Here is a 26,828-nt window from a genome sequence, read left to right as displayed (position 1 = left end):
AGGTCGCTTGAGCAGGAATGGATTCGACAACAGGGGAAGCTGGGGATGAAATTTACCATAAGTCGTGATGCATTTTTGAAACCATTGCAAATCGTCAGCGGTGCCGTTGAGCGACGCAATACGATTCCGATTTTATCGAATGTACTGATTCAAGTCAGTCCAGAGGCGATTCGTCTGACCGGAACCGATCTCGAAGTCGAATTGGTTTCGTCGTGCGTGATTGAAGGTGGCAGCGAAGGCCAGGTGACGGTCCCGGCGAAAAAGCTGGTCGATATTATTCGCAGTTTGCCAGAGCACGCGCAGGTGAGTTTTAGCGCCGAAGGTGACAAGGCAACGATTCGTTCTGGGCGGAGTCGCTTTACTTTGGCGACGCTGAGTGCGGATGACTATCCAAATATTGAAGACTGGGATAGTGATATCCAATTGATTACGACGCAGGCCGTACTCAAGGATTTGATGGATCGCACGCATTTCTCAATGGCGAATCAAGACGTACGGTACTACTTAAACGGTATGCTTTTCGAAACTGAAGCAAATACCTTGCGCACGGTCGCAACGGATGGCCACCGCTTAGCCATGAGTCAGTGCGAAATTGGTCAGCCACAGCTTGCTGCACGGCAAGTGATTGTTCCTCGTAAAGGCGTGATGGAGTTGCTGCGGTTATTGAACGATAGCGATGATGAAGTCAAGGTCTCGATTGGCACAAACCATATTCGCATCGAGACCAACGGGATGAGTTTCACGAGTAAACTGGTTGACGGTCGCTTCCCAGATTACCGTCGAGTGCTCCCATCTGGCGGCGATAAAACGGTTATTGCCGATCGCGATTTAATGAAGCAAGCATGTATGCGGGCAGCGATTCTATCCAACGAAAAATATCGTGGCGTTCGTCTGCAGTTAAGCTCAGGCGAAATGACGTTAACGGCCAATAACCCAGAGCAGGAGACGGCAGAGGAAGTCATTGAAGTCGATTATCAGGGCGATAGCCTGGAGATCGGTTTTAACGTGAGCTACTTGATTGAAGTGTTAAATACGATTCAGGGTGACCAAGTGAAATTAACGCTTAGCAATCCTGACGCGAGTGGTCTGCTTGAGGACAATGCAGATGATTCGGCGCTTTACGTCGTTATGCCGATGCGACTGTAGCGTTAGTGCGATATATGATGTTGGGGTGATATGTTTATTACGTCCCTGGCGCTGAGCCAGTTTCGGAATTTTGCGACAGCAAAAATATCACCTAGCACCCACATTAATTTATTGGTGGGGGCAAACGGTAGCGGAAAAACAAGCCTGCTAGAGGCAATATATACTTTAGGTTTCGGTCGTTCATTTCGGCCCGGGAGCTACCAACAACTGATACGGCACGAGCAAGATGCTTTCGTTGTGTTCGCCAAACTTGGGCGACAAGGTGAGGATAAAACCTACCAAGTTGGGTACCAACGAAATGGGCACGGTGATGTCCAATTAAGGATTAACCAGGAAAACGAAAAGCGCTTTGCAGCGCTGGCACGACTTGTCCCAGTGCAGCTGATGACACCAGAGAGTATCGATTTGATTCTTGGTGGCCCTAAAGTGCGGCGACAATTTTTAGATTGGGGTGTGTTCCACGTGGAACATTCCTTTTATCAAGACTGGGTTAACTTTTCCAAAGTCTTGAAACAACGCAATAGCCTGCTTAAGTCGAGGCGCTTTGACGCCGAGCGAGGTTATTGGGATAAAGTGTTTAGTGAGCACGGGGAGCGTATTCAAACGCATCGTGCCAAATATGTTGAAGGTTTGGCGCCTTATCTAGAGAGTCGGTTGGAAGCTTTCTTGCCGCAGTATGAGTTTACTGTCCAACTAAGGCAGGGCTGGGATAAGAACCAGACGCTACAAGAGGCGCTTGATCATCATAAAGACCAAGATGTTCGTTACGGACATACGACGGTTGGTCCCCATAAGGCTGAACTGAAAGTTCAAGCAAACGGGGATGATGTAAAAAATTTACTGTCGCGAGGACAGCTGAAGCTCCTGGTTGCTGCGCTTAAATTAGTGCAGGGGGAGTATCTATTTGAGCGCACCGGTATACAATGTATCTACTTGGTAGATGATTTAACCGCTGAGCTTGATGACGACAGCCAGGAAAAATTTTGTGATGCATTGATTGCATCCAATTCACAGGTTTTTGTATCGGCAATTGAGGTCGGTCGTTTTGTGGAACGACTTCAACAAGCAGATACTAAAATGTTCCACGTGGAACATGGAACCATCAAGGAACAATAGAGATACGCGTTATGGCAGAAAATAATTACGATTCGTCCAGTATTAAGGTTCTTAAAGGGCTCGACGCAGTCCGTAAACGCCCCGGTATGTACATCGGTGATACGGACGATGGTACAGGCCTTCACCACATGGTTTTTGAGGTTGTCGATAACTCAATCGATGAAGCCTTAGCCGGACATTGTAAAGACATTGTCGTGACGATTCATACTGATGGCTCAGTCTCAGTTCGAGATGATGGTCGTGGTATTCCTGTTGATATTCACCCAGAAGAGGGTGTCTCCGCTGCTCAAGTTATTATGACTGTGTTGCACGCGGGGGGTAAGTTTGACGACAACTCCTACAAAGTTTCAGGTGGTCTGCACGGGGTGGGGGTTTCAGTCGTAAACGCTCTTTCTGATAAATTGCAGTTGACGATTAAACGTCATGGTGAAGTTTACGAACAATTCTATAATCTCGGCGACCCTGTTGAGCCACTAAAGGCTATTGGCAAGTCGGATAAAACAGGTACCGAAATTCGCTTCTGGCCAAGCCCAACTATTTTTAGTGATGTTGAATTCCACTACGACATTCTTGCGAAACGGCTTCGTGAACTATCATTCTTGAACAGTGGTGTTTCGATCATTCTTCGTGACGAGCGCGATGAACGCAGTGACCACTTCAAATATGAGGGCGGTATTGCGGCCTTTATTGAATACTTGAACGCCAAGAAGACGCCTATTCACCAGAACGTGTTCCATTTTACTCAAGAGCGGGAAGATGGCATTTCAGTCGAAGTGTCGATGCAATGGAACGACTCGTTCAATGAGAACATTTTCTGTTATACCAACAACATTCCTCAGCGCGATGGCGGGACGCACTTAGCTGGTTTCCGTGCTGCGCTCACCCGAACCTTAAATAGTTACATGGAAAAGGAAGGGTTGAATAAGAAGCACAAGACCAACGCTACCGGCGATGATGCGCGTGAAGGCTTAACTGCGGTTATCTCGGTTAAAGTTCCTGATCCTAAGTTCTCATCTCAGACCAAAGATAAACTCGTATCGTCTGAGGTGAAATCAGCAGTCGAGCAGGCGATGAACGAAAAGCTTGCGGACTACTTGTTAGAACAGCCAGGTGACGCAAAAATCATTGTTGGCAAAATTGTTGATGCTGCGCGGGCTCGTGAGGCAGCGCGTAAAGCACGCGAAATGACCCGTCGTAAAGGCGCACTTGATTTGGCAGGCTTGCCTGGCAAACTCGCTGACTGCCAAGAGAAAGACCCCGCGCTCTCTGAACTCTATATTGTGGAGGGTGACTCTGCGGGGGGCTCTGCAAAACAGGGTCGTAACCGTAAGTTCCAAGCTATCTTGCCTCTTAAAGGTAAGATTCTGAATGTCGAAAAAGCGCGTTTCGATAAGATGTTGTCATCACAGGAAGTCGCAACGCTGATCACCGCCTTAGGCTGTGGCATCGGACGCGATGAATATGACCCAGATAAGACCCGTTATCATCGTATTATTATCATGACCGATGCTGACGTCGATGGTTCGCATATTCGAACCCTATTGTTGACCTTCTTCTATCGGCAGATGCCTGAGCTAATCGAGCGTGGCTATATGTATATCGCTCAGCCCCCGCTCTATAAAGCGAAGAAAGGGAAGCAAGAGCAATACATCAAAGATGAAGCGGGCTTGATCAAGTACCTGACGAGCTTGGCGCTAGATAATGCATCACTGCACGTTAATGCAGATGCGCCGGGTATTACAGGTGCTCACCTTGAGAGCTTAGTCACGGACTATCAGTTAGCGCAAAATACTATCGTGCAGCGCCTGTCACGGCGTATGCCAGAGGTGTTCTTACAGCGCTTGCTCTACGCTCCTCGTTTGAACGATGCCATGCTTAAAGACCAAGCCAAGATGCAGGCCTGGGCGGAGACATTGCAAAATGACTTAACCACGCGTGAAGTCAACTCAGCAACTTACACGCTTCGAATTGAGCACGATGAAGAGCGTCAGTTGTATCTGCCTGTGGTGACGGTTCGACAGCATGGTTTGGATACCGACTATCCATTGACCTACGAATTCTTAAACGGCCGTGACTATGACCAGATCGTCACTATCGGTGAGAAAATTCATGGTTTAGTCGAAGAGGGTGGCTATGTTCGCCGCGGCGAGAAGGAACGTCCAGTCTCTGATTTTGTTGAAGCTGTGGATTGGCTCATCAGTGAATCGAAGCGTGGTATCTATATCCAACGTTACAAAGGTCTCGGTGAGATGAACCCAGATCAGCTGTGGGAAACTACGATGGATCCCGAAACGCGTCGGATGATGCGGGTAACGATTGAGGATGCGATTGCCGCAGATCAGCTCTTTACCACCTTAATGGGAGATGATGTTGAACCACGCCGTGCGTTTATTGAAACCAACGCACTTAAAGTGGCAAACCTCGACGTCTAGTTAGGAGTGCTTTTCAAAGCCACAAAAAAGGAGCCGAACGGCTCCTTTTTATTTACCAATCAATAACTTAATTGTTTAATAACGAGATGTCTGCGATAGCAAGAAAGGCCTCTCGTAATTGACCAAGTAGTGCCTGACGGTTACGACGAACGGCGTCATCATCGGCGTTCACCATCACATTCTCAAAGAAGCTATCAATCGGCTCCTGTAGGGCCGCGAGCGAACTAAGTGCTGCTTCATAATCGTCTTCAGCGAGTGAGGCCTTAGCTTTTTGCTGTGCTCCCTGCAGTGCATCATGGAGTGCGACCTCTGCCGGATCCGTAAGTAGCGAAGTGTCAATCTCACGAGCGACATCACCTTCGACTTTAGCGAGGATATTTGATACGCGCTTATTCGCTGCAGCGAGCGCATCGGCAGCTGGCAACGAGCGGAAACTTTGTACTGCGCGGACCCGTAGATCAAAATCAACCGGGCGAGTCGGGCGCCGAGCCAGTACCGCTTGTATCGTATCGACGGCGATGCCTTGTTCTTGATAGGTTGCACGGAATCGGCCGAGCAGGAAGTCCAATACATCGTCAGCCACTGAAGCTGAGGTCAGAACTGAACCGAAGGTTGATTGTGCAATCTTCACCAACTCAACCAGATCGAGTGGTAAACGCAAATCAATAATGATTCGCAGCAGACCGATCGCGGCACGACGCAACGCAAATGGGTCACGATCGCCTTTCGGAATCATACCGATACCGAAAATCCCGACCAAGGTATCAAGCTTATCTGCAATCGCTACCGCTGCACCCTCGGTTGACTGAGGTAAGTCATCCCCAGCAAAACGCGGCAGGTAATGTTCGTAAATAGCGGTCGCAACGGCCTCACCTTCGCCATCATGCCGCGCATAATGCATACCCATCACCCCTTGTGTTTCGGGGAACTCGAGTACCATTTGGCTCGACAAGTCGGCTTTACACAGGAGTCCTGCGCGCTCTGCTGCGCTCGCATCGGCACCGATAAGGGTGGCGATTTGCGCTGCCATGCTGGCAATGCGATCAGATTTCGCTTTAATCGAACCGAGGTCTTTTTGGAATAAGACATTTTCAAGCCCCGCAACACGTTCTGCGAGGGGGGTCTTTTTATCGGTTTCAAAGAAGAACTGCGCATCCGCGAGGCGTGGGCGTACCACCCGTTCGTTGCCAGTGATCACTTGGCTCGGGTCTTTACTCTCAATATTTGAGATGAAGATAAACTGCGGCAGTAGGCTGCCATCTGCTTTATGCAACGGGAAGTAGCGCTGATCATCTTTCATGGTGACGATCAGAGGCTCCTTTGGCACGCTCAAGAAGGCTTCATCAAAACTTGCAAAGAGCGCCACTGGCCATTCAACTAGGGCGGTGACTTCATCGAGTAAATCATCATCTGCAAGAACTTCACCACCGAGTTTATGTGCTAAGGCTTCAATTTGTTGCACAATCGCTGCGCGACGTTTACTGAAGTCTGCAATAACATAAGCTTGGTTAAGAGCGGCTTCGTAATCGTCAGCATGATTTAGTTCCACACCTTCAGGAGAGTGGAAGCGATGGCCCAACAAGTGATTCCCGGACTCCACTTCCAGCACCGAACCCGCGATAAGTTCTGCGCCATAAAGCATGGTAAGGGTATGTACAGGGCGAATAAATTGGGCGTCGCTATTGCCCCAGCGCATAGGTTTTGGGATCGGCAGGCGCTTCAAAGCTTGCGCCACATACTCAGGTAGAACCTCAGCGAGGGTTTGACCCTTTTGCTCAGCTTTGAACAGCAACCACTCGCCTTTATCGGTCACCAAACGCTCTGCTTGCTCGATTTCGATGCCGTTACCGCGTGCCCAACCAAGTGCCGCTTTGGTCGGTTGACCTTGGTCGTCAAAGGCAACATTTACCGCAGGTCCACGTTTCTCAACTATCTTATCAGGCTGGGCAGAACTCAGTTTGGAAACTTGCACTGCTAAGCGTCGTGGCGAGGCAAAACTGCGAACTTGAGCAAACTCAAAGCCACCCTCACTAAGCTGAGTTTCAATGGCTGCCGTAAAGGCTTCGCTTAAGCTTAATAGGGCTTTTGGAGGAAGTTCTTCGGTTCCGATTTCGACCAATAAGGTTTCGTAGCGCACCGTTATGCTCCTTGCTCAACTAAAGGGAACCCTAGCGCTTCACGCGCCGCGTAATAGGCTTCTGCACAGCCTTTTGCCATCGTTCTGACGCGCAGAATATAACGCTGCCGTTCAGTCACTGAAATCGCATGGCGCGCATCGAGTAAGTTAAAGGCGTGCGATGCACGCATGACTTGCTCATATGCAGGCAGTGGCAGATTTGCTTCGAGTAAGCGCTGACATTCGCGTTCACAGGCTTCAAAACGTTCGAATAGTACGGGCACATCAGCGTATTCAAAGTTGTAGGTCGACTGTTCGACTTCGTTTTGATGGAACACATCACGATAATAAATTGTGCCGCGAGGGCCATCGGCCCAAACCAGATCGTAAATCGATTCGACCCCTTGGATATACATCGCGAGCCGCTCTAGACCGTAGGTGATTTCACCGGCAACTGGACGACATTCGAGTCCACCGACTTGCTGGAAATACGTGAACTGGGTCACTTCCATACCGTTTAGCCAGACTTCCCAACCCAGACCCCAAGCCCCTAAAGTAGGCGATTCCCAGTTATCTTCAACAAAGCGAATATCATGCACGAGTGGATCGAAGCCAAGCAGCTTCAATGAGCCGAGATAAAGATCTTGGATGTCCTTTGGCGAGGGCTTAAGGATGACCTGAAACTGATAATAGTGCTGTAACCGGTTCGGGTTTTCGCCATAGCGGCCATCGGTTGGGCGCCGACAGGGCTGTACGTATGCAAAGCTGGCTGGCTCTGGCCCGACTGCGCGTAAAAATGTCATCGGATGAAAGGTGCCAGCGCCGACTTCCATATCTAAGGGTTGAACGATGGCACACCCTTGTTGTGCCCAATAATCCTGTAATGCCAGGATGAGTCCTTGAAAGGTTTTGACATCATAACTTGCCATGGTTGCCACTCATGCGTTGGTGAAAACTGTAATTTCGCGAAAATTGGCGTAAATTATACCCTTAACTGACGCGCGGATACAGGATCGACTGCAAAATGAATGAACCGTTAGAGCGTTGCCCTTGGTGCGGTACAGACCCGGATTATGTCGCCTACCATGACCACGTCTGGGGTCGCCCTGTGAGCGACTCCCGAGAGTTATTTGAAAAGCTTTGCTTAGATGGGCAACAAGCTGGCTTAAGCTGGATTACTATTCTAAAAAAACAAGCAAATTATCAAGCGGCGTTTGCGGACTTTGATCCAGAGCAAATTGTTCGTTTACCTGAATCTTATAAAACTGAATTGATGACAAACGCTGGTATTGTGCGCAATCGTTTGAAGATTGTAGCGATTTTCAAAAATGCCCGGGCCTATCTTGAACTGGCTGAGCGGGGTATCTCATTTAACCACTTCTTGTGGCAGTTTAGCGATGGAACGCCAAGGATATTCGCTCGACAGGGCGGTGATGTGCCGACCCGTGATGAAATATCTGATACTATGGCGAAAGAATTGAAACGACAGGGCTTTAGCTTCGTGGGAACCACGATTTGCTATGCGTTTATGCAAGCGGTGGGGATGGTCAATGACCACCGTGTAAGCTGCCACTGTCACGCCCCGGTGAGCGAGCAGATGCGCGCTTTTCGGTTGCCGTAACAAGAGAGACGATTATGTTAGAGATTACCTTAGCCGATTACCAAAACCCAGAACACGCCCAAGCCGTGGTTGCCATGCTCGATGACTATGCGCGGGACCCAATGGGTGGCGGCGAAGCGCTCCCAGATGAAACCAAAGAAAACCTGATTGCCGAGATGGCCAAACGCGATCATGTTTTTTCGATTCTTGCGTTTGTCGATGGTGAGCCTGTTGGTGTTGCTAATTGTGTTGAGGGCTTCTCAACCTTTGCGGCGAAACCGGTTATGAATATCCACGACATCGCGGTTATTGCACCTTTTCGCGGGCAAGGCATTGCCAAGCGCCTATTACAAGAGGTGGAGACCTTAGCCCAGTTCCGTGGTTGTTGTAAGCTCACGCTCGAGGTGTTGCAAGGCAATGAACCGGCTAAAATTGCGTATCAGAAGTTTGGCTTTAAGCCGTATCAGTTAGATGCGGAGATGGGGTTGGCTGAATTCTGGCAAAAGTATTTATAAATCGGGCCCTTTCTTAATTAAATAGCGATAAGGTGCCGTAGCTGTTTCTGCGGCCAGCAACTCGTGATCCATAAAGCGGCAAAATGCGGGAATATCTCGCGTTGTCGCAGGGTCATCTGCGATCACTTCAAGTATATCTCCAGCATTTAATTTACGCACTGCGACCCGGATCATCATCACCGGTTCTGGACAGCGTAAGCCGAGGGTGTCGAGAGTTTGGTTTACTTGCATCAATAAAAAAGCCGCCTAAACAATGTAGGCGGCTAGTATAACGAATCTGAAGCGATCCGAGAACGGGGTTAGCTGATTCGCTCGTAAACCGTGGCAATTCCTTGACCTAAACCAATACACATGGTCGCGACGCCAAGGGTTGCGTCTTTTGCTTCCATCAGGTTGATCAAGGTGGTCGAGATCCGCGCCCCAGAACAGCCTAATGGATGTCCTAGTGCGATGGCACCACCGTTTAAGTTTACTTTCTCTTCCATGACATCGAGTAAACCGAGGCCTTTTAATACCGGCAGTGATTGCGCAGCAAAGGCTTCGTTTAATTCAAATAAGTCGATGTCACTGAGCTGTAAGCCCGCACGTTGTAGAGCTTTTTGGGTCGCTGGGACCGGGCCGTAACCCATGATGGATGGATCGCAACCAGCAACCGCCATCGCTCGAATTTTAACCCGTGGGGTTAAACCAAGCTGTTTCGCCTTGTCGGCAGACATCATGAGCACCGCAGCGGCACCATCAGACAGCGCAGACGAGGTTCCGGCTGTGACTGTGCCATTGGCTGGGTCAAACACTGGGCGCAATTGACCGAGTGTTTCGACGGTCGTCTCTGGACGAATCACTTCGTCATCCTTGATGACGCGCAAGATGCCGTCCGCGTCGTGACCTTCAATCGGTAAGATTTCACTGGCAAAGCGACCTTCGACAGTGGCTGCATGGGCGCGTTGATGTGAGCGTGCGCCGAATGCGTCTTGCGCAGCTCGGTCGATCTCAAATTTACGCGCGAGTAATTCAGCGGTCATCCCCATAGCACCTGCAGCACGCGCAACAGACTTGTTCAAACCAGGGTGAAAGTCGATACCGTGATTCATTGGCACATGGCCCATGTGCTCAACACCACCGGCAATGAAGATTTCACCGTCACCGGTCATGATCGCACGAGCGGCATCATGAATCGCTTGCATTGAGGAACCACACAAGCGGTTTACAGTGACCGCGGCAACTGAATGCGGGATGCCGGCCAATAACGCGGCATTACGACCCACGTTAAAACCTTGCTCAAGGGTTTGCTGGACACAACCCCAATAAATGTCTTCCAACTCGTTCACGTCAACGTTTGGGTTGCGCTCGAGTAAGCCTTTCATCAAATGAGCCGACAAATCTTCAGCACGAACATTGCGGAAGACGCCGTTTTTAGAACGCCCCATGGGCGTACGAATACAATCTACAATGACTACGTCTTTCATAAATCCTCCATTAGCTCGCAAAGTATGATTTGCCAGCTTTGGCCATTTCGCGAAGGCCATCAGTAACTTGATACATTTCGCCTAAGTCAGCCATGCTGTCGGCAAGTTCAACGAACTTCTGCAGCCCCATGGTCTCGAGATAGCGGAATGGGCCACCACGGAATGGTGGGAAACCAAGTCCATAAAGTAATGACATGTCACACTCGGCGGCTGAAGCGACGATACCCTCTTCAAGGCAGCGTACACATTCATTCACCATTGGCACCATACAGCGCGCGATGATTTCGTCGGCGCTCTTCTCAGTCCCGGTGATCCCAAGCATTTCATATACTTCAGGTGCTTTCTCTTTACTTGGACGGCCACGCTTATCGACGCCGTAGTTATAGAAGCCTTTACCGTTTTTCTGGCCGTACCGCTCGGCAGCCGCTAATTTCGCAATCGCTGAGCTGGTGTCACGCGGCATCCGCGTTGGGAAGCCATCCGCCATGACCACAGTACAATGGTCGGCCGTATCAATACCGACTACGTCAGACAAGTACGCTGGACCCATCGGCCAGCCGAATTGGCGCTCCATGACTTTATCGATACCGACAAAATCGACGCCTTCATCCAACAAGGTCGAGAAGCCCGCGAGGTATGGGAACAATACGCGGTTGACTAAGAAGCCAGGGCAGTCGTTAACCACAATTGCGGTTTTACCCATGCGGCTGGCATAAGCGACCACAGCTGCAACGGTTTCGTCTGACGTGTCCTTACCGCGAATGACTTCGACCAGTGGCATTTTGTGCACTGGATTGAAGAAGTGCATACCACAGAAGCGTGATGGATCTTTCAAGTTGGCGGCTAAGCGATCGATCGAGATAGTCGACGTATTTGACACAATGATGGTGTCGTCATCGACTAATGACTCCATATGAGCCAATACTTTGCCTTTCACATCCGGGTTCTCAACTACGGCTTCAACCACGATATCAACGCCTTTGACGGCTTCATCGAGTAGGGTTGGAGTGATCGCAGAGAGGACTTTGGCCATTTTCTTATGGTCGATTTTCTTCCGCTCAACCAACTTACCAAGAATTTTGCTGGCTTCGCTCATGCCAAGGTCAAGGGCTTCCTGGCGAATATCTTTCATCACCACAGGGACACCTTTGTAGGCTGACTGGTAGGCGATACCACCGCCCATGATGCCTGCCCCTAAGACGGCTGCGCGTTTAATTTCTTTGCTGGCTTGTTTGGCGGCTTTTTTCGCCTTACCTTTGACCAACTGGTCCGCCATAAAGATACCAACTTGGGCAGCACAAGCGTCGGTTTGCGTTAAGCCAACAAAAGCTTCGTTTTCTGCTGTCAGTGCCTCATCACGGTGATGCCGTGCACCTTTTTCAATGGCTTGAATGGCAGCGTGAGGAGCAGGGTAATGTTTACCTGCTTTGGCTGCGACCATGCCTTTCGCCGTGACCAAGGTCATGGTCAACTCGATATCATTCGCTTGCAGCGGATCAAGTTTTGGCTGACGCTTGGCACGCCAGTCGAGCTCGCCTGCGGCGGCTTGTTTGACGATGTCGAGTGCCGCATCTTTAAGTTTTTCAGGCGCGACAACCGCGTCGACTAAGCCGACCTTCTGCGCATCTACGGCGCTGTTATTTTTACCTGTGGTGATCCACTCGAGGGCGTTGTCCGGTCCAATAATGCGAGGTAAACGCATGGTGCCACCGAAACCTGGAATCAAGCCAAGTTTTACTTCTGGCAAACCAATGGTTGCCGTGGTATCGGCCACGCGATAATCACAGGCAAGGGTCGCTTCACAACCACCGCCTAGAGCGAATCCTGCAACTGCTGCCGCAGTAGGGACGGGTAAATCTTCAAGTTGGTCAAATACCCGTGATGCTTTGGCAACCCAAACTTTGGTTTGCTCAAGATCAGCAAACAATGTGGTGAATTCGGTGATATCGGCACCGACAATGAAGGTTGGCTTGCTACTGGTCACGATCACGCCACGCAGGCCGTCAGTGTTGGCAAGCGCGGTTAAGGCGTCACTGAATTCTTGCAAGGTTTTCTGGTCGAACTTATTAACTGAGCCGGCTGCGGCGAATTGAAGTTCCGCAAAACCGTCTTCGATAAAGTCGACCCGAATGCTGTCACCCTGATAAATCATAATGATCTCCTACTGATTCTCAGTTTGCTTTCGGATAAGCTGATAAAAAAGACTGTGAGAGTTTGGCTCGAATAGGTCTAATTTTCAATGATTATTTAAACGAGCGTTTGAAATTATGTCAAAGCGGTTGCTCAAAACTTGTACGTGTGTAGCGCTAATTAGTTCACTCTGGTTGAGCTCGGCAGAGGCTGAGCCGCGTATTTATGACTCTGTGTTTGAGACCCAACCAAGTCGTGAGCAACAGCGTGAATGGTTCAAACAAGCTGAATATGCGGCGGGACGTGGGCGCCTTGCGGAATACCGACAATTATTGGCGCAGCTTGAAGGTTATCCGCTGCTTCCCTATTTAGAACTTGAGCGCTTGCAGCAGGTCGGTTACCTGGCCAACGAGGAGCGCGTGCTCCAATTCTTAGAGCGCTATCAACATACTCCGATGGATTGGCAGCTCCGTCGACCTTGGCTGGATTATCTGGCCGAGCAGGGTGAAGCTGCACGTTTTATCCGTGATTTCCGTGCTCCTGGCACGACCACACATCAGTGCTACCATTTACGCTTTCAACTCCAACTTGAAACGATGCCAGCAGCAGCGGTCATGCGCGCAGTCGATCAATTGTGGCAAACCGGGAGTTCGCTGCCAAAGGCATGCGACCCATTGTTGGCGCGCTGGGCTGAGGCCGGGCATCGCACCCCAGAATTGGTATGGGCGCGAGTTAAACTTGCCGCAGAAGGTGGGAATCACACCTTAATCCCTTATTTGACCAAGTTGTTACCTGAATCGCAGCGTTACTTAGCGGAACACTATCGACGCGTCCGACGTGATCCCTCGCAAATTGTCCGTTTACACTATTTACGCGGCGATTACCCACAACAAGAAGCTGAAATTGCATTGTACGCACTTGGTCGGCTGATCTGGCGCGATCCAGACCGAGCCATTCGAACTTATGCCGAATTACCTGAGCATATTCGCTTAACCCCAGCACAACGCATTGAGTTAGAGCAAAAGTTTGCGGTCGCGTTATCCGCTAAAGACCACGATGAGGCGCATATTTGGGTGGAGCGGATTGGTCCTGAAGATCACGATGCGGCTTCGTTGCAATGGAAGTTGGCAGAGCGTGTGCGGGAGGCCGACTGGCCCGCAATTATTGCTTTTACGGACCAATCGCAATTGGCCCTGCAGCATACCGGCTGGCGTTACTGGCGAGCGCGTGCACTTGCGTCCGTGAATCGCAGCGATGAGGCCAAGCAGCTCTATGCCGCACTTGCGCAAGACCGCAATTACTATGGTTTTCTGGCGGCGGCGCAACTGGGTCAAAAGTTTTCATTAGCCGCCGAACCAGTTCAGGCAAGTGCGAGTGAGTTGCAGCAGTTGCGGGATATTCCTGCGATACAGCGAACCTACGAATTTTTAAAGTTAGAACGTTATTTAGATGCGCGGCGCGAGTGGGTCTCCTTACTGGAGTGGCTGCCGGCGAGTCAGCAGCAACAATTAGCGGTGTTGGCGAATCAATGGGGCTGGCATGATCAGGCGATTTTTGCACTGGCTACGATTGGCGCATTTGATGCGGTAGCCTTGCGTTTTCCGCAAGCCTACTTGCCCGAACATGAACAATATGCCGAGGCGGCTGGGATCGACGTGACCTGGGCTCTGGCCATTTCTCGGCGGGAGAGCGCCTTTCGCCACGATGCCACATCACATGCTGGTGCTTACGGTTTGATGCAACTGCTGCCAAGCACCGCACGGCAAATCGAGAGGCGACGACTGCAACGGCATGAGTTATTCGATGTCGACACCAATGTGCGCTTGGGCACGCGTTATTTAGGGCAGCTACAAAGTCGCCTGAATGGCAACTGGGTGCTGGCCACCGCCGCCTATAATGGCGGAATTTACCGCGTTCTTGACTGGCTTCCAGAACAGCCAATGGAAGCTGACCGTTGGATTGAAACCATTCCGTTTCGAGAAACCCGCGATTATGTGAAGAACGTGCTCGCTTATCAGCAGATCTATCATGCAGTGCGACAGACACCGAGTGCTATTTTTGCCGATGTCATGCAGATGCGCATCAGTCGTGGCGAGGCCAACCCGTGAGTGGGGAATATTGGATTCTGGCAAAGCCGCAGAAAGCATTCGAACTACAGGTGAAAGGGAGTCGCTTTATTGCCAGCATTTCGCCAGCGGATAGCGCCGCAGCATGTCAGCAGCATTTAAACTGGTGCCAACAGCAGTGGCCCAACGCTAGTCATTATTGCACTGCCGCGATTATGGCAGCGCCATCGGACAGCCAAGCCTACGCCATGAGTGATGATGGTGAACCAAGTGGTACTGCCGGGATGCCTATGTTGAAGGTTCTAATGGGTGCTAATTTAGGCGAAGTCTCTGCGGTGGTGGTCCGTTATTTTGGTGGGGTAAAGCTGGGTACTGGAGGCTTGCAAAGAGCCTATAGTCAGGCGCTCAGCAGTGCCCTTGCAGATATAGAAAAAAGCTTAAAAGTACCGCGCAATTTGGCCGTTTTGCGCTATGCTTACAGCGATCAAAATGTGATTGAACATTTATTAGCGCGCTATGAGGCCAAAGTGACCGCTCAAAATTTTTCTGACTATATTGAGCAAACCCTTGAGGTTGTTGCCAAAACCCAGCATAGTTTAGCCACTGATATCAACAACATGACCCAAGGTCGTGTGCAACTCATCTGTAAGAATGAGGACGACTCGTGCGCTTCCGCGGCATTCTAAGAATACTTGGTCTATTAATTTGCTTGTTTAGTGTCACTTTGCTGCCGCCAGCATTGGTCGCCTTGATCTATGCCGATGGCGGTGGTGTGGCCTTTATGCTGGCGTTTGCCGTGTCTTTGGTGATCGGCTTCGTGGTCTGGTATCCAAATCGACACGATCGCTCAGATTTAAAAGCCCGCGATGGATTTTTGCTGACGGTTCTATTCTGGACGGTATTGGGGTCGGTCGGGGTGCTACCTTTCTTATTCACCGAGCAATTACCTCTGTCAGTCACTGATGCGGTGTTTGAATCCTTCTCTGGCTTGACCACCACGGGCGCGACGGTTTTACACGGTATCGATAGCCTACCGCATAGTATTTTGTTTTATCGGCAGCAATTGCAGTGGCTCGGTGGGATGGGGATTATCGTACTAGCCGTAGCGATTCTACCGATGCTTGGGATCGGCGGGATGCAGCTCTATCGAGCTGAGATTCCTGGGCCGCTGAAAGATGCCAAGATGACCCCACGGATTGCCGACACGGCAAAACATCTCTGGTACATCTATGTCATGCTTACTGCCGTTTGTGCAATTGCTTACTACTTAGCTGGGATGAGCGGTTTTGATGCGATTAGCCATGCCTTTTCGACCATTGCAGTGGGTGGGTTTAGTACCCATGACGCCAGTTTGGGCTACTTCGACAGCAGCACCATTAACACGATTTGCGTGGTGTTCTTATTACTGAGCTCCTTAAACTTTGCCGTACATTATGCTGCGATTACCGGTCGTTCGCTGCGCAGCTATTTAGATGAACCCGAGGCGCGGGCATTTATTTTAATTCAGGCCGTTTTGATTCTGGTGGTGTTTGCCACGGTGCTGACCAACGATCTATTTGACGATACCGGGACTGCCTTCAATCAGGCAATGTTCCAAGCCGTCTCGATAAGCACCACAGCCGGTTTTGCCACCACTGACTTTGCCTCGTGGCCCCTGTTTTTACCGATCTTACTGATTTTTGCCAGTTTTATCGGGGGCTGTGCGAGTTCAACCGCGGGTGGTTTGAAAGTTGTGCGAGTGGTGTTGCTGTATCGCCAAGGGATGCGGGAATTACACCGGTTGGTGCATCCATCTGGTGTATTTTCGGTCAAGCTCGGTAACCGGGTGCTGCCGGCCCGGGTCGTTGATGCGGTATGGGGATTTTTCGCTGCTTATGCGCTGGTCTTCGTTGTCATCATGCTGGGAGTGTTGGCGACTGGGGTCGATAATATCACCGCATTTTCTGCCACTGCGGCTTGTTTGAACAACTTAGGTCCGGGCTTAGGTGAAGTGGCTGCAAACTATTCTGATATTCCTGATATGGCAAAATGGCTGTTGGTGATTGCCATGTTATTTGGCCGACTCGAAGTCTTTACTATTTTAGTCCTGCTTACCCCGACCTTCTGGCGCTCTTAACAGCGCTTTAGATCGGCTTTAGAAGAATAGGGCGCTTGGCTGGAACAGGCGCTCGACTTCGCGCACATATTTTTTATCCACTAAGAATAAAATGACATGGTCATCGGCATGAATGATGGTGTCATCATGGGCGATCACGACTTCGTGACCGCGAACAATAGCGCCAATGGTCGTTCCGGGTGGAAGTTTGATTTCGTTGATGGCTTTGCCAATCACTTTTGAGGTGTTTTCATCGCCATGGGCAATCGCTTCAATCGCTTCGGCGGCGCCGCGCCGGAGTGAATACGCATTAACAATATCACCACGCCGCACCATGGATAATAACGCCGATACAGTGGCACGTTGGGGTGAGATCGCAATATCAATATTGATGGTACTGTCTTCGACTAGGTCAATATAATGCTGGCGCTGAATCAGTACCATGGTTTTCTTCGCGCCCATGCGCTTGGCTAACATTGCAGACATAATGTTGGCTTCATCATCATCCGTCAGCGCAATAAACACATCGATATCTTCGATGTGCTCATCGCTAAGCAAGCGAGCGTCGGTAATATCCCCTTCGAGCACATAGGTATGCTGCAAGGTTTGGCTGATTAAATCGCAGCGCTCGCGACTGCGCTCGATAATTTTGACGTGATGATTTTCTTCTAACATGGCGGCAAGACCCGCGCCAATGTTACCGCCACCAGCGATCATAACCCGCCGATATTGATGTTCGAGTTTTTGCATCTCTTCCATTACGATGCGCACATTACGCGTATCGGTAATAAAGAAGACTTCATCGCCCGCTTCAATAATGGTGGTCCCCATGGGCTTGATGGCTTGCCCTTTACGGAAAATCGCCGCCACCCGCGTTTCGATATTCGGCATATGGTCTTTCAGCGAGCTAATCGCATGGCCAACGAGTTTACCGCCATAATAGGCTTTCACTGCAACCAGACTGGCTCGGCCACCGGCAAACTCCATGACTTGCAGCGCCCCGGGATAATCCACTAAGCGCTTGATGTAATGGGTGACTTTTTGCTCTGGCGAAATGATATGTTCAACCGGCATATCGTCGTTATGGAATAATTCATCTTTGAAATCGACGTATTCTTGCGAACGAATACGAGCAATACGCTTGGGTGTTTTATAAAGCGAGTAAGCAATCTGGCAGGCCAGCATATTGGTCTCATCACTTGGCGTTACGGCGACCAGCATATCGGCATCAGCACAACCGGCATCACGCAGAATCCGCGGGTGGCTGGCATGGCCACAAATGGTGCGGATATCATGGTTAGATGATAATTGTTCTAGCAGGTTTGGATCGTGATCAACCACAGTAATGTCGTTGTCTTCGCCGACTAAGTTTTCAGCGAGGGTCCGACCGACCTGGCCGCCACCTAGGATGATGATTTTCATGCCTGTTTTTCCAATAGTGCGTAATAGAAGCCGTCACCGTCATAATCATCCGGTAACCATTGCCAGTCTATGCCTCCAGAGGGGCTTGTGGCAAGCCGTATTGCATCCGAGTGACGTGCAACAAATGCTTGGATCTGCTCGGAATTTTCTTCAGGCAGTATAGAACAGGTTGCATAAAGTAGGCGTCCACCAGGCTTTAAGGTTGGCCAAAGCGCGTCAAGAATACTTGCCTGAAGGCTGGCCAGCTCAGCAATATCAGTGGCACGACGGAGCCATTTAATATCCGGGTGGCGGCGAATCACGCCGGTGGCCGAGCAGGGTGCATCGAGTAAAATTCGGTCGAATTGTTGACCATCCCACCATTGTTCAAGATCGCGCGCATCGGCAACTTTGAGCCTTGCTGTCAGACCAAGGCGATCAAGGTTTTCTCCAATCCGCTCTGCTCGTTTCGGGTCAGCTTCGACGGCTGTGACCTGAACTCCTGGTGTTTGCTCAAGGAGGTGAGCGGTCTTGCCTCCGGGTGCGGCGCAACAATCGAGCACCTGCTCATGTGCCTGCGCAGCCAGTAAAAAAGCCGCATGTTGGGCGGCAATATCTTGCACCGAGACAGCGCCCGTTGCGAAATCGGGTAACTGGGTAACATCCATTGGCTTGTCGAGTTTAAGCGCGGACGGCAATTGTTCACTGCGACTAAAGCCAATGTCTAAATTGTGCAGCCGTTGAGGATAATCAGCCGCGGCCGGATGCTGTCGGTTCACGCGCAGCCACAGCGGCGGATGCTGATGATTGGCACTAAGAATTTGTTGAGCTTGCTGCGGGTAGGCGGCTTCAATTCGTTCGACTAGCCAACGCGGATGGTTGCTTTGCAGCGTGCGATCTTGCGCTTGTGCCTGGACGAGCTTTTGCTGCAATTGCGCTTGTTGTCGCAGTAAATTACGGAGTACTCCGTTGATGACACCACTGAGAGCTTTATGGCCAAGCTTTTTGCTCACTTCAACAGTCGCAGACACACTGCCGTGTTCGGCCATATTCATGCTCACCAGTTGGTAAGCGCCCACTAACAAAACTTCATGCAAAATACTCTTGTTGCCTTTGAGAGGCTTTTGCAATAACTGTTGCAAGAGCCAATTGAGGCTTGGTAGTTCACGCAATACGCCAAAGCAGATCTGCTGCGCCAAGGCACGATCGCGCGGCTCAAGGTGTTGACTGTAATGAGGGAAGGTTTGGCTGAACGAGCGGCCTTTTTGCAAAATGTCATGCAAGGTTTGTACGGCAGTTAAACGTGATGCGACACCGCTCATGAAATACGCTCGTTGCTAAGTATTTGACCGAGTGGAAAGACATCGCTGCGGCCATTTAAGAAATCTGCGACAGCCATAGGCTTCTTCCCGGCCGGCTGTAAACTGAGTAAACGCAGCGCCGCGTCAGTCGTTTGGATGACGATGCCATGTTTGTCGACACTGAGAATTTGACCGGCAATGGCGGACTTTTGACCTGCAACGATATCCGCCTGCCACACTTTAATCATTGCCCCATCGGCACCGACTAACCAACAAATCGGCCACGGGTTAAAAGCGCGAATCCAGCGCTCTAGCGTTTCGGCAGACTGCTGCCAATCAAGCTGGGCTTCAGCTTTACTTAACTTTTCTGCATAGGTTGCCGCTTGATCATCTTGTGGCTTCGCTTGTGCTTGCAGTTCTGGCAAGTTGAGTAGGCTAGTGATCAGCGCTTGTGGGCCTAATACCGCGAGTTTGTGGTACAGCGACGCCGACGTATCCGTCGCTTCAATCGGTAACCGCTCACTCGCCAAAATAGGACCCGTATCTAACCCGGCTTCCATTTGCATAATGGCGACCCCCGAATAGTCATCACCGGCCCAAATGGCGCGTTGAATCGGTGCTGCACCGCGCCAGCGTGGCAATAAAGAGCCATGGACATTGATACAGCCATAGCGGGGCGTATCAAGCACTGCTTCGGGTAAGATCAGACCATAGGCGACAACCACCATGACATCAGCATTGTATGCGGCGAGCTGCTGTTGTGCCTCTGCTGTGCGCAAAGACGCCGGTTGTTCTACTGGAATGCCGGCCTCAAGAGCCAATACTTTTACAGCGCTTGGTTGCAGCTTTTTGCCGCGACCGGCAGGTCGGTCAGGTTGAGTGTAGGCCGCAACCACATCAATTTGTGGATGCGCAAGCAGAGCCCTAAGATGCTCTGCTGCGAACTCGGGAGTGCCGGCGAAGACAACTCGAAGCATTAGCTGCCAGCCATTAAGCGGGCTTCTTTCTCAAGCTTTTTGCGGATTCGATCCTGTTTAAGCTTAGAAAGATAATCAACGAACAATTTCCCGTTTAAATGATCGATTTCATGCTGAATACAAATGGCTAATAAGCCATCTGCGGTTTTGGTAAAAGACTCACCGTTACGATCAAGGGCTTTAACTGTGACCGTGCCAGCGCGTTCGACCTTGGCGTAAACACCAGGGAAGGACAAACACCCCTCTTCATTAGTGAAATGACCGTCAGTTTCGATAATCTCTGGGTTAATAAACACCAACGGTTCGTTCTGATCCTCGCTACAGTCAGCAACGAACAAACGCTTATGGAAATTCACCTGCGTTGCGGCAAGGCCGACACCATTGGATTCGTACATGGTTTCGAACATATCGTCGATCTGTGCGCTAATTGCATCATCGACTTCAGCGATTGGCTCGGCAACTGTGCGTAAGCGCTCGTCAGGGTATCTTAAAATTGTTAATTTAGTCATAACCTATCATTCGTTGGCTTCATCTTGATTGATTTTAACGTAATTTGGGGATGAAAACATCGTTTTACAATGGAGCGAACTATGGCCAGTTGGCGATTTTCGGCGATTGCCGCGATCGGTTTTCTCGCAGCAACTGCGTTGGCGCAGCCAGCTTATGCTTTCACCGAGACGACTGCAGCGCAGCAACGGGGTGATATTATCCGTCTTAAAGAAGGCGCCCCGACCGAATATGTTGTGAAAAAAGGCGATACCTTGTGGGATATTTCCGCATTATTTTTAAACGATCCGTGGCTGTGGCCAGAATTGTGGCGGGTGAATGAAACCATTGCTAATCCACATTTGATTTATCCGGGCGATCGCTTGTACTTGGTTTGGCGCGACGGGCGCCCGCAATTGACCCGGAAAGCTCAAAGAACGCTGCTGCCAGAGGGAGCCGTGGCGTTGAAGCCAGACCCGCTGAAGATGTTTCCTTATGACGCTTTGGCGCCATTTTTGACCCATCATGTGGCGCTCACTGCTGAAGCAATTGCGGCAGCTCCAGTGATTTTGGGGGATAACCGCGGTGCGCCACGGATCAATGGCATGACCCCAGTGTTTATTGAGGGCAAGGTGCAGGTCGGTGAGCGCTATCAAATTTTCTCGCCAACTGCTGCGTTAGAGCAGGGTGCCTTGCTGCGTCATGTAGGCGATGTGGCGGTCACGCTGCAACAAAGCGAGCAATTATTTGAAGGAGAGGTCAGCTCTCCAAAGCGAGAGATTCGGCGCGGCGATGTGGTCTTGCCGGTTCAGCAAAGCCCGCTTCCAGAGATGCTTATGGCAACCCCTGGCGCGGACCTAGATGGCTATATTGTCGCGGCCCTGAACGAGCGCCGTGAGCAAGGGATGTATGATATCGTGGTGCTTGATCGCGGCAGTCGTGATGGCGTGCAACAAGGGCAAATGTATCGTGCGCTGCGGCTAGGACTTGAAGTCTTCCGCGATGAAGCGAAGCCACGGGCGGTGAATCGTTACCATCCCACTGATGACCTCAGTCGACTGTGGCGCGAAACCACGCAGCTACCGCCTGCAACAACCGCTGAAATGATGGTCATTGCGGTGCAACAGGATACCAGTTTTGCGGTTGTGTTACGTTCCCGCGAATGGCTTAGCATTGGAGATTATTTCGTTCCTGTAAAATGGTAAACCTTATGGAGGTGCAGCATGGATGCTGCCACTTTGGAGCTACAGCTAAGGATGGCGACTGCTCCGGCAAAATTACAACAGCACTTATTGCAGCTTTCGAGCCATCAAGCGATTGAACATGCGCTGGCCGAAAGTCATCGCCTGTCTGCATACCGGCCCATACATTTGCATCAGGCGCAGCAGTGGTTGCGACACCCAGCTGCGAAAGTTGTCGATTTTCTTGACCCTGAATACCCCCCTGCATTACAGCAAATCGATCGACCACCCCCAGTTCTTTTTATCCAAGGTGACAGGGAATTATTGACCCAACCGCAACTCGCATTAGTTGGCAGTCGCAATGCGTCAGCGCTTGGTTGCCACAATGCCGCCTATTTTGCCGAGGGGCTCGCACAGGCAGGTATGGTGGTGAGCAGTGGCCTGGCGCAAGGGATTGACGCAGCCGCACATCGCGCTGCGCTTGACGTTGGCACAACCCTAGCCGTGCTTGGCACAGGCCCTGACCAATTCTATCCACCGCGGCATCGAGGACTGCAGGAGCAAATTATTGATCAGGGACTGATTGTCAGTGAATGGATTCCAGGGACTGGTGCCCGGCGTGACCATTTCCCTCGCCGCAATCGTTTACTGAGTGCGCTGGCGCTTGGGGTACTGGTCATCGAGGCGAAGCAGCGCAGTGGCTCCTTGATTACCGCGCGTTTTGCCTTGGAGCAGAATAAAACCGTGTTTAGTCTGCCAGGTTCAATTTGGGACGCGGGTATTGCCGGTAATTTGCAGTTGTTACAACAAGGTGCGAGCTTGGTCACCTGTGTGAAAGAAATTCTGACAGAGTTGAACTTAACCCCAACAACCCCCATATCTTGTGGTGAAGACAAAAATAAATCCATAGATAGCTTGGCAAACGTAGGTTTGTTGGCTAATGTGGATTATGAAGTTACCTCAATCGATACCATAGTGAAACGCAGTGGATTGCCGGTCGCAGCGATAACAGAGCAGTTGGTATTGCTTGAACTTGAGGGGAAGGTAACTTCAGTAACTGGCGGCTACATAAAAATGGGGAGGCGCTAACGATGTTTGATATCCTCATGTACTTGTTTGAGAACTACATTCACTCCGATATGGAAGTTGTTGTGAATCACGATGAGCTAACTGATGAGTTAACTCGAGCTGGTTTCCATCAGCAAGAGATTCATAAGGCGCTCGCGTGGTTGGAAGGTTTAGCAGATCTAAAAGACAGTGATGCAAAGGCCTATCTTAATCGTTCTCCACAAGGTGCGACACGAGCTTTCACGGCAGCAGAAGTTGCCCGTTTGGACGCCGAATGTCGAGGTTTTATGATGTATCTGGAGCAACTCGGTGTGCTCGATTTCGCCACTCGCGAGATGGTGATTGATCGGGTCATGGAGCTTGATACACCAGAGTTCAATCTCGATGATTTGAAGTGGGTGATTTTGATGGTACTGTTCAATGTTCCGGGCCATGAAGACGCTTACGACCAAATGGAAGGTTTGTTATTCGAGGAGCCTGAGGGTCTGCTACATTAAATGACCACAGAGCACTTTGAACCACAGTCACTGGGCGTTCCTTGCCCCCAGTGTGGAAAAGACTTGCAGTTGAAAAAAGGGCGCTACGGTCTGTTTGTCGGCTGCAGTGATTACCCTCGTTGCGACTATATGACTGCAGCTGATTTCGATCCCGAAACGCAAGTCACTTGCCCGCAATGTCAGCAAGGCAAGTTGGTGCAAAAAACTAGCCGCTATGGCCATTCTTTCTTTGCTTGCGACCATTATCCGAGCTGTAAATTTTCCGTTCCCTTGCCTCCTGTGGCACAATCATGCCCAGAATGTCAGTTTCCGATTTTACTGAAAAAACGCACCCAGCGAGGTGAGCGCTTGGTCTGTAGCCAAGAAGGGTGTACTTACAAATCGGCCTATCAGTAATCCGATACACACTGAAAAGGATGAATCATGAGCAGTGCAGCGCACCACGATATGCTCGGTCGCGTAACGACCTATTTGCAAGATTTACAAGACAAGATTTGTGCTGGATTAAGCGCAGCGGATGGTGGCAAGGCCTTCCAACAAGATAGTTGGGAGCGACCTGGCGGTGGTGGCGGTCGGTCACGGATTTTGCGTGATGGTGCCATTCTTGAACAGGGCGGCGTTGGTTTTTCGCATGTTTTTGGCGAGCAAATGCCGGCTTCAGCAACGGCTCACCGGCCTGAACTTGCTGGGCGTAATTTCAATGCCACCGGGGTCTCGCTCGTGATTCATCCGCGCAATCCATATATCCCTACCAGCCATGCAAACGTGCGCTTTTTTATCGCTGAAAAGCCAGACGCAGAGCCAGTGTGGTGGTTTGGCGGTGGTTTTGACCTGACTCCATTTTATCCATTTGATGATGATATTAAGCATTGGCACCAAGTCGCAAAAAATTGCTTGCATCCCTTTGGTGAGGAGCTCTATCCAAAATTTAAGGCTTGGTGTGACGAGTACTTTTATTTGAAACATCGAGGCGAAACCCGCGGCGTTGGAGGCTTATTTTTTGATGATTTGAATGCCCGTGGTTTTGAAGAAAGTTTTGCGATTATGCGCGCGGTTGGTGATGCGTACCTCGAGGCTTATTTACCGATTATAGAGCGGCGTAAAAATACGCCGTATGGCGAGCGAGAGCGCCAGTTCCAGCTTTATCGTCGCGGCCGTTACGTTGAATTTAACTTAGTCTGGGACCGTGGCACTTTATTTGGTTTACAGACCGGAGGGCGAACCGAATCGATTTTGATGTCGATGCCACCGTTGGTGCGCTGGGAGTATGGCTATGAACCCGAACCAGATAGTCCGGAAGCCAAGCTTTATCAAGATTATTTGCGCCCGCGCGACTGGTTGACCGAACTCGATTAGCCTAGTCGCTATTGATCATATGATGGGCAAGTGCGGTAAAGCGTTGCCGCAGTTGCATTTTGAGTAATGGGTCTGAGACTTGTTCATCGAGCACTTGATACATGCAGTAGAGCCATTGGTCGCGCATTTTGATATCAATTTTAAACGGCAGATGCCGAGCTCGTAGGCGCGGATGGCCATACTTCTGCTCAAACAAGGGCGGTCCGCCGAGCCAGCCACTGAGAAATTCGTAAAACTTTTCGCGAATCGGTCCGAGTGGTTGCGGGTGAAGAGCTAACAATGCGCTGACCTTGGGGTCGGACTCCATAATGTCATAAAAGCGTTCAGCCATGGCTCGAACGCCTGCCTCGCCGCCCATTTGCTGATACAGTGTAGGGGGTTCAGCGGAACGCTTTGAGCGCTTGAGAAATGAGAACATGATGCAATTTATCGTTTTTGGAAATCCAATTGAGCATAGTCTATCGCCCCTGATTCACGCTGATTTTGGCCGTCAAATAGGGGTGAACCTGCAGTATAGTCGCAGTTTAACATCTTCTGCTCAATTCAACCGTGCTGTTGCTGAATTTTTCCGTACCGGTGGCGGAGGGGCAAATGTTACGGTCCCCTTCAAACAGCATGCTTACGCTCAGGTCACGCATGTGAGTGCGCGCGCGGAGCGAGCTGGCGCAGTCAATACTCTGGTACCTCTTGGGGCAGGCCAGTTACTGGGCGATAACACGGATGGCTTAGGTTTGGTGTGGGATCTGCAACGCCTTTTGGGTGCGAGTCAGCTAACGGGTAAGCGAGTGCTGCTTCTGGGCGCCGGAGGGGCTGCCCGGGGCGTGATTCAACCGCTACTGGATGCTGGTGTAACGACCATTACGGTGATCAATCGAAGCCCTGAAAGGGCGCAACAACTCGTCCAACTGTGGCAATCGCCGCAGTTAGTATGGGCGCCTGCTGCCACTCCCGAGTATGACCTGATCGTGAACGCTACGAGTGCCAGCTTGAGTGGTGATAAGCTTGTGCTCGGAGCCGATGTTTTGGACGCCGCCGAATTGGTTTACGACATGATGTACGGTGCCAAACCGAGTCCATTTTTAGAGCAAGCAGGGCAATATACTCAGATGACCGCAGATGGCTTGGGAATGTTAGTCGGACAAGCAGGGTTTGCTTTTAAGCTTTGGCTTGATGGGGCGGAACTTAATTTAAACGAGACGTTAGAGCGGCTCAGAGCTGAGCTTAATCGCGGAACGTGATATCTGGATTGAGGTTCACTTCACCCTCACCATCAATAGTGGCAAAGTCATGACCACGGCGAGCAATGGCTAAAGGTCCGTCTTCAGTGTTGCGAATAAAGGCGAGATCGTAGCCAAATTTTTGTAGCTGATAGATACCGAATTTCTGATCCATAGACAAACGCTCCCACCATTGCGACTGATTTAGCGCAATGCGACGACGCTCGAAATCTTCGAGTTGCTGTAACTCATTACGAGTTAACTTCATCGATGCAGTGTCCATGTTCATTATCATTACTCGCCATCTGGAGCTGATTCGGTCATTCACCTAAACTTCATAAGAGTTAAAGTATAACCTACTTTAACTATAGTGTTGATTACTTTTCCATCTAAACGACGATGATTATTGTGCGCAATTGTTCTAAAAAAAATTGCGAGATCGCTAGCAAATGAAAAACTTTGTGGTATTGTAAATCAGTCGATTGACTCCAAGTTAGAAAGATTATTTTCTGATTTAGCGTCGGCCAAAAGTCTTTGGAAATTAACTTTCCACATCGCAAAATAATAATAAAAAGAACTATTTCAAGTGTTGATGTTTTCTTGTATGTTCTTATTTTTCAATTAGTTACCAAAAATTCACACCAGAGATCCTTGATCTTGTC

Annotated in this window: 25 protein-coding genes; 14 read left to right on the top strand and 11 right to left on the bottom strand. The window is 50.3% G+C overall.

Going from position 1 to position 26,828, the window contains the following annotated elements:
- Window positions 1-45 precede the first annotated feature (45 nt).
- From dnaN to gyrB, 3 genes are read left to right on the top strand one after another with little or no spacing between them, the layout of a single operon-like run.
- Window positions 46-1,146: a DNA polymerase III subunit beta gene (dnaN, locus tag CWI83_RS08595; protein WP_126828110.1), complete on the top strand. Its 1,101-nt coding sequence runs from the start codon at window positions 46-48 to the stop codon at window positions 1,144-1,146.
- A gap of 30 nt (window positions 1,147-1,176) precedes the next feature.
- Window positions 1,177-2,262, top strand: coding sequence for a DNA replication/repair protein RecF (recF, locus tag CWI83_RS08590; RefSeq protein ID WP_126828108.1), 1,086 nt, complete (start codon window positions 1,177-1,179; stop codon window positions 2,260-2,262).
- 11 nt (window positions 2,263-2,273) lie between these two features.
- Window positions 2,274-4,694, top strand: a complete 2,421-nt coding sequence (gene gyrB / locus CWI83_RS08585; RefSeq protein ID WP_126828106.1) for a DNA topoisomerase (ATP-hydrolyzing) subunit B — start codon at window positions 2,274-2,276, stop codon at window positions 4,692-4,694.
- Between the two features lie 67 nt (window positions 4,695-4,761).
- On the opposite strand, the gene glyS is transcribed toward gyrB, so the two are convergent.
- Together glyS and glyQ are read right to left on the bottom strand one after the other, a co-directional pair.
- On the bottom strand, window positions 4,762-6,831 hold the full coding sequence (gene glyS, locus CWI83_RS08580; RefSeq protein WP_126828104.1) for a glycine--tRNA ligase subunit beta: 2,070 nt from the start codon (window positions 6,829-6,831) through the stop codon (window positions 4,762-4,764).
- Window positions 6,832-6,833: 2 nt separating this feature from the next.
- Window positions 6,834-7,739 (bottom strand): glycine--tRNA ligase subunit alpha, encoded by a 906-nt coding sequence (gene glyQ / locus CWI83_RS08575; protein WP_126828102.1) that lies wholly within the window; start codon window positions 7,737-7,739, stop codon window positions 6,834-6,836.
- Between the two features lie 95 nt (window positions 7,740-7,834).
- Here glyQ and CWI83_RS08570 point away from each other — a divergent pair, with 95 nt between their 5' ends.
- On the top strand, window positions 7,835-8,431 hold the full coding sequence (locus CWI83_RS08570) for a DNA-3-methyladenine glycosylase I (RefSeq protein ID WP_126828100.1): 597 nt from the start codon (window positions 7,835-7,837) through the stop codon (window positions 8,429-8,431).
- Window positions 8,432-8,445: 14 nt separating this feature from the next.
- Entirely contained in the window at window positions 8,446-8,925 is a 480-nt protein-coding gene (locus tag CWI83_RS08565) for a GNAT family N-acetyltransferase (protein ID WP_126828098.1), read from the top strand.
- Here the strand turns inward: CWI83_RS08565 and tusA are convergent.
- The 3 genes from tusA to fadB form a co-directional block, all read right to left on the bottom strand.
- The gene (tusA, locus tag CWI83_RS08560) at window positions 8,920-9,156 is read right to left on the bottom strand and encodes a sulfurtransferase TusA (protein ID WP_126828096.1); all 237 of its coding nucleotides are present in this window, start codon (window positions 9,154-9,156) and stop codon (window positions 8,920-8,922) included. The two genes, CWI83_RS08565 and tusA, sit on opposite strands and share 6 nt — an antisense overlap.
- A gap of 68 nt (window positions 9,157-9,224) precedes the next feature.
- Window positions 9,225-10,391 (bottom strand): acetyl-CoA C-acyltransferase FadA, encoded by a 1,167-nt coding sequence (fadA, locus tag CWI83_RS08555; protein ID WP_126828094.1) that lies wholly within the window; start codon window positions 10,389-10,391, stop codon window positions 9,225-9,227.
- A 10-nt stretch (window positions 10,392-10,401) separates the two neighbouring features.
- Complete coding sequence (gene fadB / locus CWI83_RS08550; RefSeq protein ID WP_126828092.1) at window positions 10,402-12,543, bottom strand: fatty acid oxidation complex subunit alpha FadB; 2,142 nt, start codon at window positions 12,541-12,543, stop codon at window positions 10,402-10,404.
- Between the two features lie 115 nt (window positions 12,544-12,658).
- On the opposite strand from fadB, the gene CWI83_RS08545 reads away from it, so the two are divergent.
- Genes CWI83_RS08545 through CWI83_RS08535 form a run of 3 tightly spaced genes read left to right on the top strand, consistent with a single transcriptional unit; the run spans window position 12,659 to window position 16,703 of the window.
- Window positions 12,659-14,629, top strand: a complete 1,971-nt coding sequence (locus CWI83_RS08545) for a transglycosylase SLT domain-containing protein (protein ID WP_126828090.1) — start codon at window positions 12,659-12,661, stop codon at window positions 14,627-14,629.
- A complete protein-coding gene (locus CWI83_RS08540) occupies window positions 14,626-15,273 on the top strand; it encodes a YigZ family protein (protein WP_241969916.1) in 648 nt (215 codons plus the stop codon). Before CWI83_RS08545 ends, CWI83_RS08540 begins: the two co-directional genes overlap by 4 nt.
- On the top strand, window positions 15,252-16,703 hold the full coding sequence (locus CWI83_RS08535) for a TrkH family potassium uptake protein (protein ID WP_126828088.1): 1,452 nt from the start codon (window positions 15,252-15,254) through the stop codon (window positions 16,701-16,703). Before CWI83_RS08540 ends, CWI83_RS08535 begins: the two co-directional genes overlap by 22 nt.
- 18 nt (window positions 16,704-16,721) lie before the next feature.
- On the opposite strand, the gene trkA is transcribed toward CWI83_RS08535, so the two are convergent.
- Genes trkA through def form a run of 4 tightly spaced genes read right to left on the bottom strand, consistent with a single transcriptional unit; the run spans window position 16,722 to window position 20,870 of the window.
- A complete protein-coding gene (gene trkA, locus CWI83_RS08530; protein WP_126828086.1) occupies window positions 16,722-18,104 on the bottom strand; it encodes a Trk system potassium transporter TrkA in 1,383 nt (460 codons plus the stop codon).
- Window positions 18,101-19,405 (bottom strand): 16S rRNA (cytosine(967)-C(5))-methyltransferase RsmB, encoded by a 1,305-nt coding sequence (gene rsmB / locus CWI83_RS08525; RefSeq protein WP_126828084.1) that lies wholly within the window; start codon window positions 19,403-19,405, stop codon window positions 18,101-18,103. The genes trkA and rsmB overlap by 4 nt, the downstream gene beginning before the upstream one ends.
- A complete protein-coding gene (gene fmt / locus CWI83_RS08520) occupies window positions 19,402-20,361 on the bottom strand; it encodes a methionyl-tRNA formyltransferase (protein WP_126828082.1) in 960 nt (319 codons plus the stop codon). The genes rsmB and fmt overlap by 4 nt, the downstream gene beginning before the upstream one ends.
- Window positions 20,361-20,870 (bottom strand): peptide deformylase, encoded by a 510-nt coding sequence (gene def / locus CWI83_RS08515; protein ID WP_126828080.1) that lies wholly within the window; start codon window positions 20,868-20,870, stop codon window positions 20,361-20,363. Before def ends, fmt begins: the two co-directional genes overlap by 1 nt.
- A gap of 81 nt (window positions 20,871-20,951) precedes the next feature.
- Here def and CWI83_RS08510 point away from each other — a divergent pair, with 81 nt between their 5' ends.
- The 5 genes from CWI83_RS08510 to hemF are packed head-to-tail and all read left to right on the top strand — an operon-like array spanning window position 20,952 to window position 24,949.
- The gene (locus tag CWI83_RS08510) at window positions 20,952-22,052 is read left to right on the top strand and encodes a LysM peptidoglycan-binding domain-containing protein (protein ID WP_157980386.1); all 1,101 of its coding nucleotides are present in this window, start codon (window positions 20,952-20,954) and stop codon (window positions 22,050-22,052) included.
- Between the two features lie 18 nt (window positions 22,053-22,070).
- Complete coding sequence (gene dprA, locus CWI83_RS08505; RefSeq protein ID WP_126828077.1) at window positions 22,071-23,117, top strand: DNA-processing protein DprA; 1,047 nt, start codon at window positions 22,071-22,073, stop codon at window positions 23,115-23,117.
- A gap of 2 nt (window positions 23,118-23,119) precedes the next feature.
- On the top strand, window positions 23,120-23,593 hold the full coding sequence (locus tag CWI83_RS08500; protein WP_126828075.1) for a DUF494 family protein: 474 nt from the start codon (window positions 23,120-23,122) through the stop codon (window positions 23,591-23,593).
- The gene (locus CWI83_RS08495; RefSeq protein ID WP_126828073.1) at window positions 23,594-23,989 is read left to right on the top strand and encodes a DNA topoisomerase family protein; all 396 of its coding nucleotides are present in this window, start codon (window positions 23,594-23,596) and stop codon (window positions 23,987-23,989) included.
- 27 nt (window positions 23,990-24,016) lie between these two features.
- The gene (gene hemF / locus CWI83_RS08490; protein WP_198677276.1) at window positions 24,017-24,949 is read left to right on the top strand and encodes an oxygen-dependent coproporphyrinogen oxidase; all 933 of its coding nucleotides are present in this window, start codon (window positions 24,017-24,019) and stop codon (window positions 24,947-24,949) included.
- 1 nt (window position 24,950) lies between these two features.
- Here the strand turns inward: hemF and CWI83_RS08485 are convergent, their stop codons facing one another.
- Entirely contained in the window at window positions 24,951-25,367 is a 417-nt protein-coding gene (locus CWI83_RS08485) for a group II truncated hemoglobin (RefSeq protein WP_126828071.1), read from the bottom strand.
- 1 nt (window position 25,368) lies between these two features.
- On the opposite strand from CWI83_RS08485, the gene aroE reads away from it, so the two are divergent.
- Complete coding sequence (gene aroE, locus CWI83_RS08480) at window positions 25,369-26,187, top strand: shikimate dehydrogenase (protein ID WP_198677275.1); 819 nt, start codon at window positions 25,369-25,371, stop codon at window positions 26,185-26,187.
- On the opposite strand, the gene CWI83_RS08475 is transcribed toward aroE, so the two are convergent.
- Complete coding sequence (locus tag CWI83_RS08475; protein ID WP_126828067.1) at window positions 26,171-26,449, bottom strand: hypothetical protein; 279 nt, start codon at window positions 26,447-26,449, stop codon at window positions 26,171-26,173. The genes aroE and CWI83_RS08475 overlap by 17 nt on opposite strands.
- Between the last annotated feature and the right edge of the window lie 379 nt (window positions 26,450-26,828).

This window comes from Pseudidiomarina taiwanensis, assembly GCF_003987435.1.
GTDB lineage: Bacteria > Pseudomonadota > Gammaproteobacteria > Enterobacterales > Alteromonadaceae > Pseudidiomarina > Pseudidiomarina taiwanensis.
This window is presented reverse-complemented; position numbering and strand designations above follow the sequence as displayed.

Bases quoted from the DNA above. Each gene is read 5' to 3' on its own strand.
- glyQ (WP_126828102.1), bottom strand. From the start codon at position 7,739: ATGGCAAGTTATGATGTCAAAACCTTTCAAGGACTCATCCTGGCATTA.
- CWI83_RS08510 (WP_157980386.1), top strand. From the start codon at position 20,952: ATGGCCAGTTGGCGATTTTCGGCGATTGCCGCGATCGGTTTTCTCGCA.
- tusA (WP_126828096.1), bottom strand. From the start codon at position 9,156: ATGCAAGTAAACCAAACTCTCGACACCCTCGGCTTACGCTGTCCAGAA.
- CWI83_RS08570 (WP_126828100.1), top strand. From the start codon at position 7,835: ATGAATGAACCGTTAGAGCGTTGCCCTTGGTGCGGTACAGACCCGGAT.
- fadB (WP_126828092.1), bottom strand. From the start codon at position 12,543: ATGATTTATCAGGGTGACAGCATTCGGGTCGACTTTATCGAAGACGGT.
- CWI83_RS08495 (WP_126828073.1), top strand. From the start codon at position 23,594: ATGACCACAGAGCACTTTGAACCACAGTCACTGGGCGTTCCTTGCCCC.
- hemF (WP_198677276.1), top strand. From the start codon at position 24,017: ATGAGCAGTGCAGCGCACCACGATATGCTCGGTCGCGTAACGACCTAT.
- def (WP_126828080.1), bottom strand. From the start codon at position 20,870: ATGACTAAATTAACAATTTTAAGATACCCTGACGAGCGCTTACGCACA.
- aroE (WP_198677275.1), top strand. From the start codon at position 25,369: ATGCAATTTATCGTTTTTGGAAATCCAATTGAGCATAGTCTATCGCCC.
- dprA (WP_126828077.1), top strand. From the start codon at position 22,071: ATGGATGCTGCCACTTTGGAGCTACAGCTAAGGATGGCGACTGCTCCG.
- gyrB (WP_126828106.1), top strand. From the start codon at position 2,274: ATGGCAGAAAATAATTACGATTCGTCCAGTATTAAGGTTCTTAAAGGG.
- CWI83_RS08500 (WP_126828075.1), top strand. From the start codon at position 23,120: ATGTTTGATATCCTCATGTACTTGTTTGAGAACTACATTCACTCCGAT.
- dnaN (WP_126828110.1), top strand. From the start codon at position 46: ATGAAATTTACCATAAGTCGTGATGCATTTTTGAAACCATTGCAAATC.
- CWI83_RS08475 (WP_126828067.1), bottom strand. From the start codon at position 26,449: ATGGACACTGCATCGATGAAGTTAACTCGTAATGAGTTACAGCAACTC.
- fmt (WP_126828082.1), bottom strand. From the start codon at position 20,361: ATGCTTCGAGTTGTCTTCGCCGGCACTCCCGAGTTCGCAGCAGAGCAT.
- CWI83_RS08545 (WP_126828090.1), top strand. From the start codon at position 12,659: ATGTCAAAGCGGTTGCTCAAAACTTGTACGTGTGTAGCGCTAATTAGT.
- rsmB (WP_126828084.1), bottom strand. From the start codon at position 19,405: ATGAGCGGTGTCGCATCACGTTTAACTGCCGTACAAACCTTGCATGAC.
- trkA (WP_126828086.1), bottom strand. From the start codon at position 18,104: ATGAAAATCATCATCCTAGGTGGCGGCCAGGTCGGTCGGACCCTCGCT.
- fadA (WP_126828094.1), bottom strand. From the start codon at position 10,391: ATGAAAGACGTAGTCATTGTAGATTGTATTCGTACGCCCATGGGGCGT.
- recF (WP_126828108.1), top strand. From the start codon at position 1,177: ATGTTTATTACGTCCCTGGCGCTGAGCCAGTTTCGGAATTTTGCGACA.
- CWI83_RS08565 (WP_126828098.1), top strand. From the start codon at position 8,446: ATGTTAGAGATTACCTTAGCCGATTACCAAAACCCAGAACACGCCCAA.
- CWI83_RS08485 (WP_126828071.1), bottom strand. From the start codon at position 25,367: ATGTTCTCATTTCTCAAGCGCTCAAAGCGTTCCGCTGAACCCCCTACA.